This window comes from Microbacterium sp. EB106-03-03-XG65 (assembly GCF_058791955.1).
In genome coordinates, this window is record NZ_JBYTEB010000002.1 from 335,374 (window position 1) to 350,826 (window position 15,453).

A 15,453-nucleotide genomic window follows, 5' to 3' on the forward strand; every position below is an offset into this window, starting at 1 on the left:
ACCGGGCGGTCCGCCGCGAAGACTGGGTGCCCGCGTCACTCAGCGACGAACGAGAGCCGTCGATTCGCGAACTCTCCGATGCCGATCGGCCCCATCTCGCGACCGAAGCCCGATCGCTTCACCCCGCCGAAGGGCAGCTCGGCAGCCTCGGCGGCGATCGTGTTGACGTGGGTCATGCCCACCTCGAGCCGGGAGGCGAGGCGCGCGGCCCTCGCCTCGTCCGTCGAGAACACGGATCCGCCGAGTCCCATGTCGCAGTCGTTCGCGAGTTCGAGGGCCTCTTCGTCGCTGGACACGCGATACACGGTCGCGACCGGCCCGAAGATCTCCTCGCGGTACGAGGCCGAGTCCCGAGGCACTCCCGTGAGCACGGCCGGCGAGTAGTGTGCGCCCGGGCCGTCGGACAGCACGCCACCGGCGACGAGCGTCGCACCGGCCTCGACCGCGCGACGCACCTGCTCGTCGACCGTCTCTGCGGCGGTGCGCGTCGACAGCGGAACGAACTCGCCGTCCTGCAGATCGAGCTGATCACCCGGCTCCAGGCCCTCGGCGAGGCGCTTCAGCTCGGCCACGAACTCGTCATGGATGTCGTCCATCACGATCAGTCGCTTGTTGGAGTTGCACACCTGACCGCCGTTGTAGACGCGGAACTCCCATGCCTGCCGGGCGACGTCGGCGACGTCTGCGGCATCGAGCACGATCATCGGGTCGATGCCGCCGAGCTCGAGAACGCATTTCTTGAGGTGCTTCCCGGCCTGTGCCCCGATGATCGCCCCCGCGCGCTCGGAGCCTGTGAGCGAGACGCCCTGCACCCGGGGGTCGGCGATCATCGTGGCGATCTGGTCGTGTGACGCGAAGACGTTCTGATATCCGCCCTCGGGCACCCCCGCCTCACGCATGATCGCCTCGATCGCGAGCGACGAGCGCGGGCAGATCTCGGCGTGCTTGAGCAGAATCGTGTTGCCGAGCAGGAGGTTGGGGGCTGCGAAACGGGCGACCTGGTAGTACGGGAAGTTCCACGGCATGACGCCCAGGAGAGCCCCGATCGGACGGTGCTCGATGTAGGCGCGGCCCGGCACCGTGCTGGGAATCTCGTAGTCGGTGATGAGGCTCGGCCCGTGCACCGCGTAGTAGTCGATGATCGACGCCGCGAAATCGACCTCGTCGAGCGCTTCGGCACGGGACTTGCCCATCTCGATCGCGATGTGATCGGCGAGCTCGTCCTTGCGCTCGGCGAAGAGCTCGGCGACGCGCTTGACCACCTCGGCGCGCTGCTGCACGCTGCGCTCGCGCCATTCCCGGTAGGCGTCGTCGGCAGCGGCGAGCGCGGCGTCGATCTGCGAGTCCGTCGCGGTGTCGAAGGCCTCGACGACCTCGCCGGTCGCGGGGTTCTGCACTCGGTAACCGCTCATGTCACTCCTCGTTCGCTCGTCGCGGGGTCATCATCGGCGCCGCCGTCTCGATCGTCGCGTGCGCGCCCACTCGCGCGCAAGTCTTCGCCGCATCCGGCCGCGACCTCAGTCGATCGCGAAGACCTGGCCGGTCTGCACGCCCAGCACGCTCTTGGCATATGCCTGCCCGACGCGGTGAGACGATACGGGCACGAAGCCGGGGAACGACGAGTGATACGACGGCGCGTCCTCGAGCACCGAGGGGCTGACCGCATTGATGCGGATGCCGCGCGGCAGCTCGGTCGCCGCAGCGAGTGCGAACGACTCGAGCGCGCCGTTCGCGAGCGAGGCAGCCGCGCCGGTCGCGATCGCTTCTCTCGCCAGGATGCCCGAGGTCAGGGTGAAGGAGCCGCCGTCACGCACGAACGGTGTGCCTATCCGTACGACGTCGACCTGCGCGAGCACCTTGTCGCGGAACGCCGACAGGTAGTCGTCGCGGTCGAGGTCGGACAGCGGCCGGAACGGCACGCTCCCAACCGCGACGATCACGGCGTCGACCGCGCCGACCGCCTGGAACAGCTGCTCCACGGACGCGGGGTCTCCGACATCGACCGACGGCTCTCCGTTGCGTGACGCGGCGATGATCTCGTGCCCCTGCAGCGCCTCGACGGCGGTGCGGCCCACCTGTCCGCCCGCCCCGATGATCAGGATCCTCATGACGACTCCTCCGTGCGTGCGACGACCAGCGCGACCGCGGTCACGGCGATTCCTTCACCGCGCCCCGAGAACCCGAGCCCGTCAGTGGTCGTGGCGGTGACAGACACCGGCGCTCCGCCGAGCGCGGCTGAGAGCACTCCTTCGGCCTCGGCGCGACGCGCGCTGAAACGCGGACGATTCCCTTGGAACTGCACCGACACGTTGCCGATCGCGAACCCGGCCTCCGCCAGGATCTGCCGGGTGCGCGCCAGGAACACCTCGGCATGCGCCCCCGCGTACTCAGGATGCGCGGTGCCGAAGTGTTCGCCGATGTCGCCGAGTCCCGCGGCGCCCAGCAGGGCGTCCACGATCGCGTGCGCCACCGCGTCTCCGTCGGAATGCCCCGAGAGCGGCGGCTCCCCGGCCCATTCGAGCCCCGCGAGCCGGAGCGTGCCTTCTCCGCCGAACGCATGCACATCCGTGCCGATGCCCACCCGGGGAATGGACGCAGGAGGCGCCGGCTTCGAGCCGGCGCGGGTCGCGGGTGTCGTCGTGGCTGTCGTCAGCAGCTGGCGCGCGCGCTCCAGATCGTCCGGTGTCGTGATCTTGAAACCGCGCGGCGCACCGTCGATCGTGCGCACCGGGTGGCCTGCCGCTGCGAACAGGGCCGCATCATCGGTGTACTCCTCGCCCGAGGCGAGGGCTGCCGCGTATGCCTCTTCGAGCAGATCGCGGGGGAAGCCCTGGGGTGTCATGGCGGCGGCCAGCTCGGAACGGTCGACGGGACCGACGATGTCACCGCCGTCGACCCTCTTGAGCGTGTCGATCACCGGAAGCGTCGGGACCACGCCCGTACGGCCGTCCACCGCGGCCACGACCGCATCGATGAGGGCGGCGGGCGTCAGCGCACGCGCGGCGTCGTGCACGAGCACCGTGCGCACATCGCCCCACAGCGCGGCGAGACCGGCCGCGACGGATCCCTGTCGGGTATCGGCACCCGTGACGACGCGCCCCAGCTCGAGACGCTCACCCGCCGCAGCTCGCAGCTCCGTCTCGGCGTCGCCCTCGAATCCCTCGGGCGCGACGACGACGACCTGAGCAGGCGCCGCCGCGAACACGCCGTCGAGCGCGTGGCGGAGGATCGAGTGGGTGTCGATGCCGACGAACGCCTTCGGCGCTCCCGCATCCAGTCTCGTGCCGGATCCTGCGGCGACGACGATGATCGCGGTGTCAGGGACGGGAAGCATGTTCACGCTTTCACGTTACCCGGGCAGACGAAAAAAGGCGGATGCCGAAGCATCCGCCTTTTCTCGAATCTCTCAGGACGCGAGGACCTCGTCGAGCATCGTGCTCGCCTTGTCTTCGTCGGTCTTCTCCGCGAGAGCCAGCTCGGAGATGAGGATCTGGCGCGCCTTGGCCAGCATCCGCTTCTCACCGGCCGACAGACCGCGGTCCTGGTCACGACGCCACAGGTCGCGCACGACCTCGCTCACCTTGATCACGTCGCCCGAGGCTAGTTTCTCGAGGTTCGCCTTGTACCGACGAGACCAGTTCGTGGGCTCTTCGGTGAAGGGCGCACGCAGAACCTCGAACACGTGGTCGAGGCCTTCCCGTCCGATCACATCGCGGACCCCGACAAGATCGACGTTCTCTGCGGGGACCTCGATGATGAGGTCTCCCTGAGTGACGTTGAGCTTCAGATATTTCTTCGCCTCACCCTTGATGATGCGTTCCTTGACCTCGATGATGGTCGCAGCGCCATGGTGCGGATAGACGACAGTTTCGCCAACCTCAAAAAGCATAAAAACTTGTCCTTTCGGCAACCTCAATGATACCACAGCCGGGATGCGCTAAGGTTCGCACCCCTGCGTCCTGAGAGCCCCCTCCGCATACGCATAGAATGGGAGGCGGACATCCCGCCGGACCACAGGAGGACCAGTGAAATCGCGCCTTGTCGCATCTGCCGCCATCAGCGCCCTCGTTCTTCTCGGCGCCACGGGCTGCACGTTCATCTCGCCGCAGTCGACCAAGATCGAGTACTCGGCATCCGACGGCGTCAACATCGCTGATTCCGACGGCCCCCTCGATGTGCGCAACGCCTTCATCGTCGCGACGGAAGACGGCTCGGTCGGCAACCTCGTCGCCGCAGTCGTGAACCCGACTCTCGACAAGGCGACTCTGACGATCACGGTCGCCGGCCTCGACCCGATAAAGGTCCCGGTCGCCGCGGGCGAGACGATCAGCTTCGGCGGCGACGACGAGCCGCTGCGCATCGACGACCTCGACACCATGCCGGGCGCGACCGTCGAGATCCACTTCCAGTCCGGCGACGGCGCCGGCACCAAGGCCGACGTGCCCGTGCTCGACGGCACGCTCCCCTACTACGCAGACCTCGTCCCTTCCGAGAAGGCGAAGCCCACTGCCGAGCCCACGCCCGAGCCGGTGCCCACCGACACGGCGGCACCCGCTCCGAGCGAGTGACCAGCACTGACTGACACGAAAGAGGCCGACACCCCGCGGGGCGTCGGCCTCTTTCATCTGCTGTCGGTGTCAGCCCTCGAAGCGATAGCCGAGCCCCCGCACGGTGACGAGCATCACGGGTTCGCCGGGATTCTCCTCGATGCGCGAGCGGATGCGCTTGATGTGCACGTCGAGGGTCTTGGTGTCTCCGAAGTAGTCGCTGCCCCACACCCGGTCGATGAGCTGGCCGCGCGTGAGCACGCGCCCCGAGTTGCGCATCAGGACCTCGAGCAGCTCGAACTCCTTGAGAGGCATGTTGATCTGCTGGCCGGCCACCGAGACGGTGTGACGGTCGATGTCGAGCGACACCCGTCCGCCGTCGAGCACCCTCTCGTCGAGTTCGTTCTCCGCCTGCACCACGCGTCGCAGCACGGCCCGCATGCGGGCGAGCAGCTCGCGCGAGGAGTACGGCTTGGTGATGTAGTCATCGGCTCCGAGCTCGAGCCCCACGACGATGTCGACCTCGGAGTCCTTGGCCGTGAGCATGATGATCGGCACGGCTGACGTCGAGCGGATCTGCCGGCACACCTCCGTACCGGGCATGCCGGGCAACATGAGGTCGAGCAGCACGATGTCGGCCCCGCGCTCGCGGAAGGCCGTGAGGGCGCCGGGACCGTCTTCGGCGATCTCGACCTCGAAACCCTCACGGCGCAGCAGGTACGCGAGCGGGTCGGCGAGGTCGGGCTCGTCTTCGACGAGAAGGATGCGGGTCATGCGTTCTCTCCGTTTCGGACGCGAGCCGCGGTCTTCGCCGCCTTGCGCTCGCGCTTCTTCTTGCTCTTCTTCTCACTCTCGATGCCCTCGGGAGCATCGATGCGGGGAAGCTTGATGGTGAAGGTCGATCCGCGTCCCGGACGCGACCACAGTGTGACCTCGCCGCCGTGCCGCTGGACCGCGTGTTTGACGATCGACAGCCCGAGGCCGGTGCCGCCGGTGCGACGCGAACGAGCCTCGTCGGCACGGTAGAAGCGCTCGAAGATGCGCTCGCGGTCAGTCTCCGAGATCCCGATGCCCTGGTCGGACACGGCGACCTCGATGACTTCTGCGTCGGCCTTGACTCCGACACCGACGCGGGCGCCGCGCGGGGAATAGGCGATCGCATTCGCGATGAGGTTGCCGAACGCCTCGATGAGGATCTGCGGGTCTCCGTGCACCCACACCCCGCGGTCGCCGCCGCGCGCGAGCTCGACGCCGGCGGAATCGGCCTGGATCACGTGCGCTTCGATGGAGGCGGCGATGACCTCGTCGATCGACACGGGCCTCGCGTCGGCCAGAGTGTCGTCGGCCTGCAGCCGCGAGAGGCTCATGATGCGTCCGGTCAGCTGCCCCAAGCGGGTGGCCTCGGCGGAGATCCTCGTGGCGAAGTGACGCACCTGGGCAGGGTCGTCGGCCGCCGACTCGATCGCCTCGGCGAGCAGCGTGACCGCCCCCACCGGCGTCTTCAGCTCATGACTCGTGTTCGCCACGAAGTCACGGCGCATCTGGTCGAGTCGCTCCTGCTCGGTGACGTCGCGGATGATGAGAAGCGACATGCGCGGACTGATCGCGCTCGCCCGGGCCGAGACCAGACGGGGGTCGAGACTGAGTCCGCCGCGGGTGATGCGCAGCGACTCGGTGTGCGATCCGCCCTCGCTGCGCACGCTTCGCAGCAGCTGGCGGAGCTCCGGGTTCTCGAGCGGGGCACCGACCCGGATGCCGAAACGCGCCGCCGCCTTCGACACCGCGAGCACCAGCCCCGATGCATCGACCACGCACGCCGCATCGTCCATGCTGCCGAGCACGGCGCTCACGCCATCGGGAACGACGAGCGACGTCTCGTCGGCGATACGCGCCCTCGCACGGTACGCCCACACCATCAAGAGTGAGAGCCCGACACCGATCGCGAGGCCGACGGCCAGCGCGAGCAGCGCGGTCTGCGGCAGGGTCATGTCTCCAGAGTAGAGCGCGTTCACCGGCCGATCGGCGCGTTAGGGGGCCGCAGAGCCTGAGCGAGAACTACTATTCACGTGCTGGGCACCGTTCGTTAACCTTCGGAGCAGACAATCGATTTCGGGCCTGTGCGGCAGCGCGGACCTGCTCTCGCGCGAACGACCCAGCCGTCTCGCGCTGACACACAGCCGAGACCCGAATGAAAGGTTGCGCCCCACCATGCGCGAAGTCTTCCACCAGTCCCTCGAGGACCTGCAGTCTCGCCTCGTCGAGATCGCGGACCTCGTCACGGTCTCGATCGACAAGGCCACGCGCGCGTTCGCGACGAGCGACGTCGCCCTCGCCGAAGAGGTCATCGCCGATGACGCCAAGATCGACGAGCTCGCGGTCGCACTCGACGAGCAGGCCATCGAGATTCTCGCCCGCCAGCAGCCCGTCGCGCGCGATCTGCGCATCGTCGTGTTCGCACTGCGCGTGAGCGCGTCGCTCGAGCGCATGGGCGACATGTCGGAGCACATCGCCCAGCTGGCTCGCCTGCGCTTCCCCGAGCGCGCGATCCCGCGGGGTCTGAAGGGCACGTTCACCAAGATGGGTGAACTCGACGTCGAGATCTCCCGCACCCTGAGCGAGCTGCTGCGCACCCAGGACCTGCGTCTCGCCGACACCATCCGCAACACCGACGACGACATCGACGAGCTGCACGCCAGCGTGTTCGAGAAGGTGCTCAGCGACAACTGGAAGGGTGAGGCGACCGCCACGGTCGACGCCACACTCGCCAGCCGCTACCACGAGCGCTTCGCCGACCATGCGGTCGCCGTCGCGAAGAAGGTCGTCTACCTCGCCACGGGCGACTGGCACGTCGACGAAGAGGACTTCCTGACGGCCGCCGAGCAGCAGCGCGAGTTCGGCCACGCCTGAACCGCATCGCAGGACGACGAAGGGGCGGATGCTGACAGCATCCGCCCCTTCGTCGTTCGTTCTTGCTTCTCGCCGTTTACTTCTTGCCCTGTGCGGCGACCGCGGCGGCTCCGGCTGCGGCAGCCTCGGGGTCGAGGTATCGGCCGGGACCGGTGGGGACGTTGTTCTCGTCGAGCTCGTACACCAGGGGGATGCCGGTGGGGATGTTCAGCTCGGCGATGTCATCGTCGCTGATGCCCTCGAGGTGCTTCACGAGGCCGCGCAGCGAGTTGCCGTGCGCGGTGACCAGCACCGTCTTGCCCGCCTCGAGGTCGGGGACGATCGCGTCGTCCCAGTACGGCAGCAGGCGGTCGATCACGAGCTTCAGCGACTCGGTACGGGGCACCTCGCCGTCGATGTCGGCGTAGCGCACGTCGTTCACCTGGCTGAACTCGCTGTCGTCGTCGAGTGCAGGCGGCGGCACGTCGAAGGAGCGGCGCCACAGCTGGAACTGCTCGGGACCGAACTCCTCGAGCGTCTGCGCCTTGTCCTTGCCCTGCAGGGCACCGTAGTGACGCTCGTTGAGGCGCCACGAGCGCGTGACCGGGATCCACAGGCGGTCAGCCGCGTCGAGAGCGATGTTCGCGGTCTGGATCGCACGGCTGAGCAGCGAGGTGTGCAGCACGTCGGGGAGGATCCCCGCCTCTGCCAGCAGCTCGCCACCGCGGCGGGCTTCGTTCCTGCCCTGCTCGTTGAGGCGGACATCCACCCATCCGGTGAACAGGTTCAGTTCGTTCCACTCGCTCCGGCCGTGACGGAGCAGGATCAGGGTGCGCTTCGAAGTCATGGCCCCAGTTTATCGGCGCAGGCGCACGCGTCCACGCCCCTGCCCTGCGAGGATTGACGCATGGCGTCATCTCCTCTCGGTCGGCCGACCCGTGGCACCACCGGGACGAACAGACTGCGCCGCAACGATCGCTGGATCGCGACGAGCCCCGCGTTCCGCCGCGCAGCCGACCCCCTCGTGATCGACCTCGGCTATGGGGCGAGCGGCGTCACCGCGTTCGAGCTGTCGACCAGGTTGCACGGCGTGCGTCAGGACGCCGAGGTGCTCGGCCTCGAGATAGACCCGTCTCGAGTGGCGACCGCGAACGAGCAGCTGCTCGCCGTGCGCGCGGGACTCACCTCTTTCGACCCCGATCTGCGTGTCTCGTTCGCCCGCGGCGGTTTCGAGGTGCCTCTTCCCGACCGCCGTCGCCCCGCGGTCATCCGCGCCATGAACGTGCTGCGCCAGTACGACGAGTCCGATGTCGCCGAGGCGTGGCGCACGATGACCGCACGGCTCGCTCCGGGCGGGCTGCTCATCGAGGGCACGTGCGATGAGATCGGCCGCGTGGCGAGCTGGATCGACGTCGACCACGACGCGAATCCCCTGCGGTTCACCCTGTCGCTGCGCCTCGCCGAGCTCGAACGCCCGAGCATCGTCGCCGAGCGACTGCCCAAGGCGCTCATCCACCGCAACGTGCCGGGTGAACGCGTGCATGCGCTGCTCGTCGACCTCGATCGAGAGTGGCACCGCGCAGCGGCGCTGTCGACGTTCGGCTCGACCCAGCGCTTCCTCGCCACCGCCGCGGCGCTCCGCGACCAGGGATGGCCGATCGCGGGGGGCAAGGCCCGCTGGCGGCTGGGCGAGCTCACTCTGCCGTGGGAGGCCGTGAAGCCCCTCGAGTGAGTGAGGCGCCGCGTGTCAGGCGGTGTGACGGGGATCTGGCGCCGTGGGTCGTCTCGACAGCCGCGTGATGCGAGGGATGTCTGCCGTGGCACCGGCATCGGCGGGAACGATCACCTGTTGCGTCGCGGCGATCTGCACGCCCTCGGTGCGGACCACCAGATCTCCGACCGGTGCACGACGCGAGAGGATCGCGAGGGCGATGGGTCCGTCCTCGTGGTGCCGAGCGACGGACGTGATGGTGCCGACCTCGTCATCACCGGCGAAGACCGGGTCGCCGGGGGCCGGAAGCACATCGTCGCTGCCGTCGAGGTGCAGTGCGGTGAGTCGGCGGGGAGGGTGCCCGAGGTTGTGCACCTTCGCCACGGTCTCCTGGCCGCGGTAGCAGCCCTTGTCGAGGTGCACCGCCGTGCGGATCCAGTCGGACTCGTGCGGCAGCGACCGCTCGTCGACCTCGGCCGACCAGCGCGGGCGCCACGCGGCGACGCGCAGCGCCTCTGCGGCGAGAAGCCCCGCGACGTCGTCTGCCGACAGCGTGTCGGCGAGAGCCTCCGCCGCGTCGCGAGGGACGATGGCGATCCGCCAGGCCAGGTCCGCGCCGGGATGCTCGGCGACCTCGGCATACTGATGTCCGCCCGCGCTGACGCGCTGCCAGGGATCGGCCCAGATGAGCGGCTCCCCGGTCGGCGCGGACGCCACGGTACGGGCGCGCTCTGCCGCCACTCCCCCGTCGACGAAGCCGAGCAGCCCCAGATCGGGGCGCACCTGCACCGTCGCCTGCGTGCGGAACTTCATGCGCAGCAGCCAGGTGGCGAGCGCCTCTGCATCGCCGGCATCGGCGATCAGCCAGGTCGTCGCACCGTCGTCGATGACGCCGGCCGCGTGCTCGACGCGGCCCTGCGGATCGAGCACGAGGAGTTCCGTGCTCTCGCCGGCGGCGAGCCGACCGAGCGCCTGCGATGTGATCGAGTCGAGCCAGCCGAGCCGCTCGGGGCCTGCGACCTCGATGACGGTCCTGTCGTCGAGAGGGACGAGCGCTGCACCTGTCGCCAGGCGTCGCTGTTCGCGGAACACGTCGCCGAAGTGCGCGATGCCGTGCTCGCCCGCGACGGCTCCGATGATGGCGGAGAAGCCGGGCATGTCAGACCTTGGCCAGGCGCGCCGAGGCGTGCGAGCGCAGCGGAGTCCCGAGAGCCGCGATATCCCACGCCCAGAGAAGATGACCGTCGACCAGGCCGTACAGGCGCGTGGCGCTGCCGTACTCCTTCGCGCCCGCGGCGCGCACGACGGCATCCGTCGCGATGTCGATCCTGGGGCCGTTGATCTCGCCGAGGTAGAGCTCGAGCATTCCGTCGGAGTGGGCGATCGATACCTCGATCGGGAATCCCCCGGATGCCGCGCGCAGCTGTTCGACGTCGTCGACGCCGCGCTCGACGCCGTCGGCGGTCGGGGGCAGCAGACCGGGCCCAGCGTCGGTGTCGACAGCGGCACGGCTCAGGCGCCAGTAGCCCGTCTCGGCGACTAGAGGCACGGATACCGAGCCCTCGTCCCCCGTAAAGGTCGCGGTGGCGGCGTAGTTGAGATACGGTCCGCCGTCATGGCTGAAGCTCACGCGGTGGGTGAACTCGCCGCGCAGCTGCTCGCCATCGACCGGATAGTCGATGACACCGGTTCCCTCCCACACGCCGATCAGCCACGAGAGCGGAACGATGTCGGCGGGGAGGTCGGTGGGGATCTCGATCACGACGGGCTCAGCGCTGGCCGCGGAAGAGGTTGCGCAGCACCACGACCGAGACGAACGCGATCGCGAGGCTCGCAAGGCCCAGAAGACCGATGAAGAAGAATTCGAGCGCCATGAGGTCCATGACCTCCACCCTACCCTCAGCGCACGACGGCGTCTCGTCTGGCGGCGGATCCGATCGAGGCGTCAGGAGGCGAGAGCCGCGAGGCCGAATCCGATGGAGATCATGCCCATCAGAAGGAGGGCGCCGATGGCGCTTCCGCCGACGCGGAGGATGAATCCCTGCGTGCGTCCCTGCCACAACTGCACGGCGAACGACAGCAGCACGATGCCGCCGAAGGCCACCAGCAGCCATTGCACGCGGTAGACCTCGGGAACGAAGATGCCGATGGCGATTCCGGCGAGGAGCGCGACGCCCCAGACGGCGAGCACGCCACCGAACGCGTTACGCGGTGCGAGCGCAGGTTCCGTCATGACTCCATTGTGACCCATCGGCGCCCGGTATCATTACGGCACGGCGATACTTCAGCCGTCCGGAAGGAGTGCGTGTGGCCCAGGTCCTGGTCTTGACCAACGCTCCGGTCTCGGAGCAGGTCCTGCCCGCTATGGAGCTTCTCAGCCACCGCGTGCGACAGATCCCCGCTGAGCCGGCCCAACTCGTCAGTGCGCCCGACTACGACATCGTGATCGTCGACGGCCGTCACGACCTCGTGGGCGCCAAGTCGCTGTGTCGCCTGCTTCGCGCCGCGGGGCAGGCAGCCCCCCTGCTCCTGGTCGTCACCGAGGGCGGCATGAGCGCTCTCTCCGGCGACTGGGGCATCGACGACGTGCTCCTCACGACGGCAGGGCCGGCAGAGACCGATGCGCGCGTTCGCCTCGCCCTCGCGCGACGCGAGGAGACCTCCGAGCCGTCCCGCGTGCAGGCATCCGGCGTCGTGATCGATGAGCAGTCGTACTCGGCCAAGCTGCGCGGTCGGCCGCTCGACCTGACGTACAAGGAGTTTCAGCTCCTGCACTTCCTCGCCACGCACCCGTCCCGTGTCTTCACCCGCGAGCAGCTGCTCAGCGAGGTGTGGGGGTACGACTACTTCGGCGGCACGAGGACGGTCGACGTGCACGTGCGGCGCCTGCGCGCCAAGCTCGGAGACCAGGAGCAGATCATCGGAACCGTGCGCAACGTGGGGTACCGGTTCAACGTGCACGAGGACGAGAACGTCCCCGCCTCTCGGTGACGCGGCGACTCGCGTTCACACGCGCGTCACCTCTCGGTGCTTAGATGTACCCCATGATCGATCCCGCTCTCGCCGATGCAGGTCTCGGCGACGCCGAAGACGACGACTTCGACGCCATCGAGGCGCCGGACGCGATGCTCCCGGACCACCGTTACCTGGATCGCGAGCTCAGCTGGCTCGCGTTCAACCAACGAGTGCTCGAGCTCGCCGAGGACCCGTCGCTGCCCGAGCTCGAACGCGCCAACTTCCTCGCCATCTTCGCGAGCAACCTCGACGAGTTCTTCATGGTCCGCGTCGCCGGACTCAAGCGCCGCATCGTGACGGGCCTCGCGGTGCCGACGAACATCGGCCGCTCCCCCGCCGACGCCCTCGCCGACATCGCCCGTGAAGCGCATGCGCTGCAGCTGAGGCATGCCGAGGCCTGGACCTCGCTGGTGCGGCCTGCGCTGGCCGAATCGGGCATCGAGATCGCCGACTGGTCCGAGCTCACCGACGACGAGCGCGCCAAGCTCTCCGAGTATTTCGGCGCCCAGGTCTTCCCGGTGCTGATGCCGCTGGCCGTCGACCCCGCGCACCCCTTCCCCTACATCTCGGGTCTGTCGCTGAACCTCGCGATCCGCATCCGCAACGCCCGCACGGGGCGCCAGGAGTTCGCACGACTCAAGGTTCCGCCCATGCTCCCGCGCTTCGTCGAGGTTCCCGGCACCGGCGAGATCAAACGCTTCCTGCGACTCGAAGAGCTGATCGAGAACCACCTCGGAGACCTGTTCCCCGGAATGGAGGTGCTCGACCACCACGCGTTCCGCCTCACCCGCAATGAAGACGTGGAGATCGAGGAGGACGAGAGCGAGAACCTGATCCAGGCGCTCGAGGCCGAGCTGCTGCGACGCCGTTTCGGACCGCCGATCCGCCTCGAGATCACGGATGACATGGACGAGGTCACGATGGACCTGCTCGTCCGTGAACTCGACATCACGGATCAGGAGATCTACCGCCTTCCCGGGCCGCTCGACCTGCGCGGCCTCTTCGATCTCTCCCGCATCGATCGCCCGGACCTGCGCTATCCGCCGCACCTGCCGACCACGGCCGTGGCGTTCCAGCCCACCGGGAGCAACACCCGCGCCGACATCTTCAAGGCGATCCGCAAGTCGGACGTGCTCGTGCACCACCCGTACGAGTCGTTCACCACGAGCGTCGTGGCCTTCCTCGAGCAGGCGGCGCGCGACCCTCATGTGCTCGCCATCAAGCAGACGCTGTATCGCACGTCGGGCGACAGCCCGATCGTCGAGGCGCTGATAGACGCCGCCGAGGCCGGCAAGCAGGTGCTGGCGCTGGTCGAGGTGAAGGCACGCTTCGACGAGGCCAACAACATCGTCTGGGCGCGCAAGCTCGAGAAGGCCGGCGTGCACGTGGTCTACGGGCTCGTGGGCCTCAAGACACACTGCAAGCTCGCCCTGGTGATCCGCGAGGAAGACGGCTTGCTGCGCCACTACTCGCACATCGGCACCGGCAACTACAACCCGAAGACGAGCCGCATCTACGAGGACTTCGGCCTGTTCACGACCGACGCGCAGGTGGGCAAGGACCTCACACGTCTGTTCAACGAGCTCAGCGGCTACGCGATCGAGAAGAAGTTCAAGCGCCTGCTGGTCGCGCCGCTGCACCTGCGCAAGGGACTCATCCGACAGATCGACAACGAGCGCCGCAACGCCGAAGCGGGCAAGACCGCCGGCATCCGCATCAAGGTGAACTCGATGGTCGACGAAGAGGTCATCGACGCTCTGTACCGCGCGAGCGCCGCGGGGGTCAAGGTCGACGTGTGGGTGCGCGGCATCTGCAGCCTGCGCACCGACCTCGAGGGCATCAGCGACAACATCACGGTCAGGAGCATCCTGGGCCGGTACCTCGAGCACTCGCGGATCTTCGCGTTCGACAACGCCGGCGACCCGCAGGTCTACATCGGCAGCGCCGACATGATGCACCGCAATCTCGACCGCAGGGTCGAGGCGCTGGTGCGGGTGACCGACCCGGGGCACCTGAAGGATCTGCTGGACTTCTTCGACCTCGCGATGGACCCGGGAACCACGTCGTGGCACCTCGGCGCCGACGGCGTGTGGACCCGGCACGCCGAAGACGCCGACGGCAAGCCGCTGATCGACCTGCAGGACAAGACCATGGGGCTGATCCAGCGACGCCGACGCACGCGGGCGGCTCGATGACCTCCCGTGAGGCCACCGGGGTCAAGAACGCGGCTCGGTCGAAATGGACCGACAAGGCCGTCTATGCGGCCGGCGCCGTGGTCTGGCGTCTCGTCGACGGCAAGCTGCGGATCCTGCTGATCCATCGCACCAAGTACCGCGACATCACACTGCCCAAGGGCAAGGTCGACCCCGGTGAGATGCTCGCCGAGACCGCCGTGCGCGAGGTGCACGAAGAGACCGGCATCCGCGTCTCCCTCGGCGTGCCGGTCGGTGTGAGCCGCTACCACCTGCCGTCCAAGAAGCAGAAGGTCGTGCACTACTGGGCTGCCGAGGCGACGGCCGACGCGATCCGCGCCTCGACGTTCGTGCCGAACCGCGAGATCGCCGCGCTCGAATGGGTGAGCGTGAAGAAGGCGCGGTCGCGCCTCAGCTATCCGGTCGACGTCGAGATCCTCGACTTCTTCACGAACCTGGTCGACGACGGCGTGCTGCGCACCTTCCCGATCATCGCTCTGCGGCACGCGAAGGCGCTCTCGCGATCCGACTGGGACGGCTCGGATGCGGCACGCCCGCTCACCGACCGCGGACGCGAGCAGGCCGCCTCGATCGTGGGGCCGCTGCGAGCCTTCGGCGTGCGCAAGATCGTCACGAGCGACGCTGTGCGCTGCGTACAGACGGTGAAGCCGCTGGCGAAGGCCCTGGACCGCAAACCGGTGACGACCCCGAAGATCAGTCAGGATGCCTGGGAGGACGGCGACGACGACCTCCGGTCGGTCATCGGCCGCCGGGTGCGCTCCGGCAAGCCCGCTGTGCTCTGCAGCCACGGCCCGGTGCTGCCCGGCATCCTCTCGGAGATCGCGCTGGCCACCGGAACCATTCAGGGGTCGTACGTGAGCAGTGCCGCGGATCTGGAGCCGGCGGCATTCTCGGTCGTGCATCTCTCGGCATCCAATCCCGGTTCGGGGATCATCGCGATCGAGACGCACATTCCCAAGATCTGATCTCTCGTGCGCGGGGCGGCGAGCCCCGTGTTCGCGCGGGTCCACCCCAGAGAGTCGTGTGCCGTTCACCTTCCGTTCACCTGCGTGGTCGAGTCTCGTTAACCGCCGCACCTAGC

16 protein-coding genes are annotated in these 15,453 nt (G+C 68.3%); 6 read left to right on the forward strand and 10 right to left on the reverse strand.

Going from position 1 to position 15,453, the window contains the following annotated elements; genetic code table 11:
* Positions 1-35 precede the first annotated feature (35 nt).
* The 4 genes from AC3WS6_RS14960 to AC3WS6_RS14975 form a co-directional block, all read right to left on the reverse strand.
* Complete coding sequence (locus tag AC3WS6_RS14960; RefSeq protein ID WP_492501823.1) at positions 36-1,412, reverse strand: NAD-dependent succinate-semialdehyde dehydrogenase; 1,377 nt, start codon at positions 1,410-1,412, stop codon at positions 36-38.
* A 105-nt stretch (positions 1,413-1,517) separates the two neighbouring features.
* On the reverse strand, positions 1,518-2,108 hold the full coding sequence (locus AC3WS6_RS14965) for a short chain dehydrogenase (RefSeq protein ID WP_492501824.1): 591 nt from the start codon (positions 2,106-2,108) through the stop codon (positions 1,518-1,520).
* Entirely contained in the window at positions 2,105-3,334 is a 1,230-nt protein-coding gene (ispD, locus tag AC3WS6_RS14970; protein ID WP_492502322.1) for a 2-C-methyl-D-erythritol 4-phosphate cytidylyltransferase, read from the reverse strand. The genes AC3WS6_RS14965 and ispD overlap by 4 nt, the downstream gene beginning before the upstream one ends.
* A 72-nt stretch (positions 3,335-3,406) precedes the next feature.
* The gene (locus AC3WS6_RS14975; RefSeq protein ID WP_492501825.1) at positions 3,407-3,889 is read right to left on the reverse strand and encodes a CarD family transcriptional regulator; all 483 of its coding nucleotides are present in this window, start codon (positions 3,887-3,889) and stop codon (positions 3,407-3,409) included.
* A 136-nt stretch (positions 3,890-4,025) separates the two neighbouring features.
* On the opposite strand from AC3WS6_RS14975, the gene AC3WS6_RS14980 reads away from it, so the two are divergent.
* Complete coding sequence (locus tag AC3WS6_RS14980) at positions 4,026-4,568, forward strand: DNA modification methylase (protein WP_492501826.1); 543 nt, start codon at positions 4,026-4,028, stop codon at positions 4,566-4,568.
* A gap of 69 nt (positions 4,569-4,637) precedes the next feature.
* On the opposite strand, the gene AC3WS6_RS14985 is transcribed toward AC3WS6_RS14980, so the two are convergent.
* Together AC3WS6_RS14985 and AC3WS6_RS14990 are read right to left on the reverse strand one after the other, a co-directional pair.
* Entirely contained in the window at positions 4,638-5,321 is a 684-nt protein-coding gene (locus AC3WS6_RS14985) for a response regulator (RefSeq protein WP_492501827.1), read from the reverse strand.
* On the reverse strand, positions 5,318-6,535 hold the full coding sequence (locus AC3WS6_RS14990; RefSeq protein WP_492501828.1) for a sensor histidine kinase: 1,218 nt from the start codon (positions 6,533-6,535) through the stop codon (positions 5,318-5,320). The genes AC3WS6_RS14985 and AC3WS6_RS14990 overlap by 4 nt, the downstream gene beginning before the upstream one ends.
* A 220-nt stretch (positions 6,536-6,755) precedes the next feature.
* Between AC3WS6_RS14990 and phoU the strand changes: the two genes are divergently transcribed.
* The gene (phoU, locus tag AC3WS6_RS14995; protein WP_492501829.1) at positions 6,756-7,454 is read left to right on the forward strand and encodes a phosphate signaling complex protein PhoU; all 699 of its coding nucleotides are present in this window, start codon (positions 6,756-6,758) and stop codon (positions 7,452-7,454) included.
* A gap of 76 nt (positions 7,455-7,530) precedes the next feature.
* Here phoU and AC3WS6_RS15000 read toward each other — a convergent pair whose 3' ends face one another.
* Positions 7,531-8,280, reverse strand: a complete 750-nt coding sequence (locus tag AC3WS6_RS15000) for a phosphoglyceromutase (protein WP_492501830.1) — start codon at positions 8,278-8,280, stop codon at positions 7,531-7,533.
* A gap of 60 nt (positions 8,281-8,340) precedes the next feature.
* Between AC3WS6_RS15000 and AC3WS6_RS15005 the strand changes: the two genes are divergently transcribed.
* A complete protein-coding gene (locus AC3WS6_RS15005) occupies positions 8,341-9,165 on the forward strand; it encodes a class I SAM-dependent methyltransferase (protein ID WP_492501831.1) in 825 nt (274 codons plus the stop codon).
* Between the two features lie 15 nt (positions 9,166-9,180).
* Here AC3WS6_RS15005 and ygfZ read toward each other — a convergent pair whose 3' ends face one another.
* From ygfZ to AC3WS6_RS15020, 3 genes are all read right to left on the reverse strand, one after another.
* Complete coding sequence (ygfZ, locus tag AC3WS6_RS15010) at positions 9,181-10,302, reverse strand: CAF17-like 4Fe-4S cluster assembly/insertion protein YgfZ (RefSeq protein WP_492501832.1); 1,122 nt, start codon at positions 10,300-10,302, stop codon at positions 9,181-9,183.
* 1 nt (position 10,303) lies between these two features.
* Positions 10,304-10,906 (reverse strand): nitrobindin family protein, encoded by a 603-nt coding sequence (locus tag AC3WS6_RS15015; RefSeq protein WP_492501833.1) that lies wholly within the window; start codon positions 10,904-10,906, stop codon positions 10,304-10,306.
* Between the two features lie 183 nt (positions 10,907-11,089).
* Positions 11,090-11,377 (reverse strand): hypothetical protein, encoded by a 288-nt coding sequence (locus AC3WS6_RS15020; RefSeq protein ID WP_492501834.1) that lies wholly within the window; start codon positions 11,375-11,377, stop codon positions 11,090-11,092.
* Between the two features lie 74 nt (positions 11,378-11,451).
* On the opposite strand from AC3WS6_RS15020, the gene AC3WS6_RS15025 reads away from it, so the two are divergent.
* From AC3WS6_RS15025 to AC3WS6_RS15035, 3 genes are read left to right on the forward strand one after another with little or no spacing between them, the layout of a single operon-like run.
* The gene (locus AC3WS6_RS15025) at positions 11,452-12,135 is read left to right on the forward strand and encodes a winged helix-turn-helix transcriptional regulator (protein WP_492501835.1); all 684 of its coding nucleotides are present in this window, start codon (positions 11,452-11,454) and stop codon (positions 12,133-12,135) included.
* A 53-nt stretch (positions 12,136-12,188) separates the two neighbouring features.
* The gene (locus tag AC3WS6_RS15030; protein WP_492501836.1) at positions 12,189-14,354 is read left to right on the forward strand and encodes an RNA degradosome polyphosphate kinase; all 2,166 of its coding nucleotides are present in this window, start codon (positions 12,189-12,191) and stop codon (positions 14,352-14,354) included.
* Positions 14,351-15,337: an NUDIX hydrolase gene (locus AC3WS6_RS15035; RefSeq protein ID WP_492501837.1), complete on the forward strand. Its 987-nt coding sequence runs from the start codon at positions 14,351-14,353 to the stop codon at positions 15,335-15,337. Before AC3WS6_RS15030 ends, AC3WS6_RS15035 begins: the two co-directional genes overlap by 4 nt.
* Positions 15,338-15,453 lie beyond the last annotated feature (116 nt).

What these genes read in the sequence shown, in the direction of transcription:
- AC3WS6_RS14960 (WP_492501823.1), bottom strand. Translation starts at nt 1,412, where the DNA reads ATGAGCGGTTACCGAGTGCAGAACCCCGCGACCGGCGAGGTCGTCGAG.
- AC3WS6_RS14965 (WP_492501824.1), bottom strand. Translation starts at nt 2,108, where the DNA reads ATGAGGATCCTGATCATCGGGGCGGGCGGACAGGTGGGCCGCACCGCC.
- ispD (WP_492502322.1), bottom strand. Translation starts at nt 3,334, where the DNA reads ATGCTTCCCGTCCCTGACACCGCGATCATCGTCGTCGCCGCAGGATCC.
- AC3WS6_RS14975 (WP_492501825.1), bottom strand. Translation starts at nt 3,889, where the DNA reads ATGCTTTTTGAGGTTGGCGAAACTGTCGTCTATCCGCACCATGGCGCT.
- AC3WS6_RS14985 (WP_492501827.1), bottom strand. Translation starts at nt 5,321, where the DNA reads ATGACCCGCATCCTTCTCGTCGAAGACGAGCCCGACCTCGCCGACCCG.
- AC3WS6_RS14990 (WP_492501828.1), bottom strand. Translation starts at nt 6,535, where the DNA reads ATGACCCTGCCGCAGACCGCGCTGCTCGCGCTGGCCGTCGGCCTCGCG.
- phoU (WP_492501829.1), top strand. Translation starts at nt 6,756, where the DNA reads ATGCGCGAAGTCTTCCACCAGTCCCTCGAGGACCTGCAGTCTCGCCTC.
- AC3WS6_RS15000 (WP_492501830.1), bottom strand. Translation starts at nt 8,280, where the DNA reads ATGACTTCGAAGCGCACCCTGATCCTGCTCCGTCACGGCCGGAGCGAG.
- AC3WS6_RS15005 (WP_492501831.1), top strand. Translation starts at nt 8,341, where the DNA reads ATGGCGTCATCTCCTCTCGGTCGGCCGACCCGTGGCACCACCGGGACG.
- ygfZ (WP_492501832.1), bottom strand. Translation starts at nt 10,302, where the DNA reads ATGCCCGGCTTCTCCGCCATCATCGGAGCCGTCGCGGGCGAGCACGGC.
- AC3WS6_RS15020 (WP_492501834.1), bottom strand. Translation starts at nt 11,377, where the DNA reads ATGACGGAACCTGCGCTCGCACCGCGTAACGCGTTCGGTGGCGTGCTC.
- AC3WS6_RS15030 (WP_492501836.1), top strand. Translation starts at nt 12,189, where the DNA reads ATGATCGATCCCGCTCTCGCCGATGCAGGTCTCGGCGACGCCGAAGAC.
- AC3WS6_RS15035 (WP_492501837.1), top strand. Translation starts at nt 14,351, where the DNA reads ATGACCTCCCGTGAGGCCACCGGGGTCAAGAACGCGGCTCGGTCGAAA.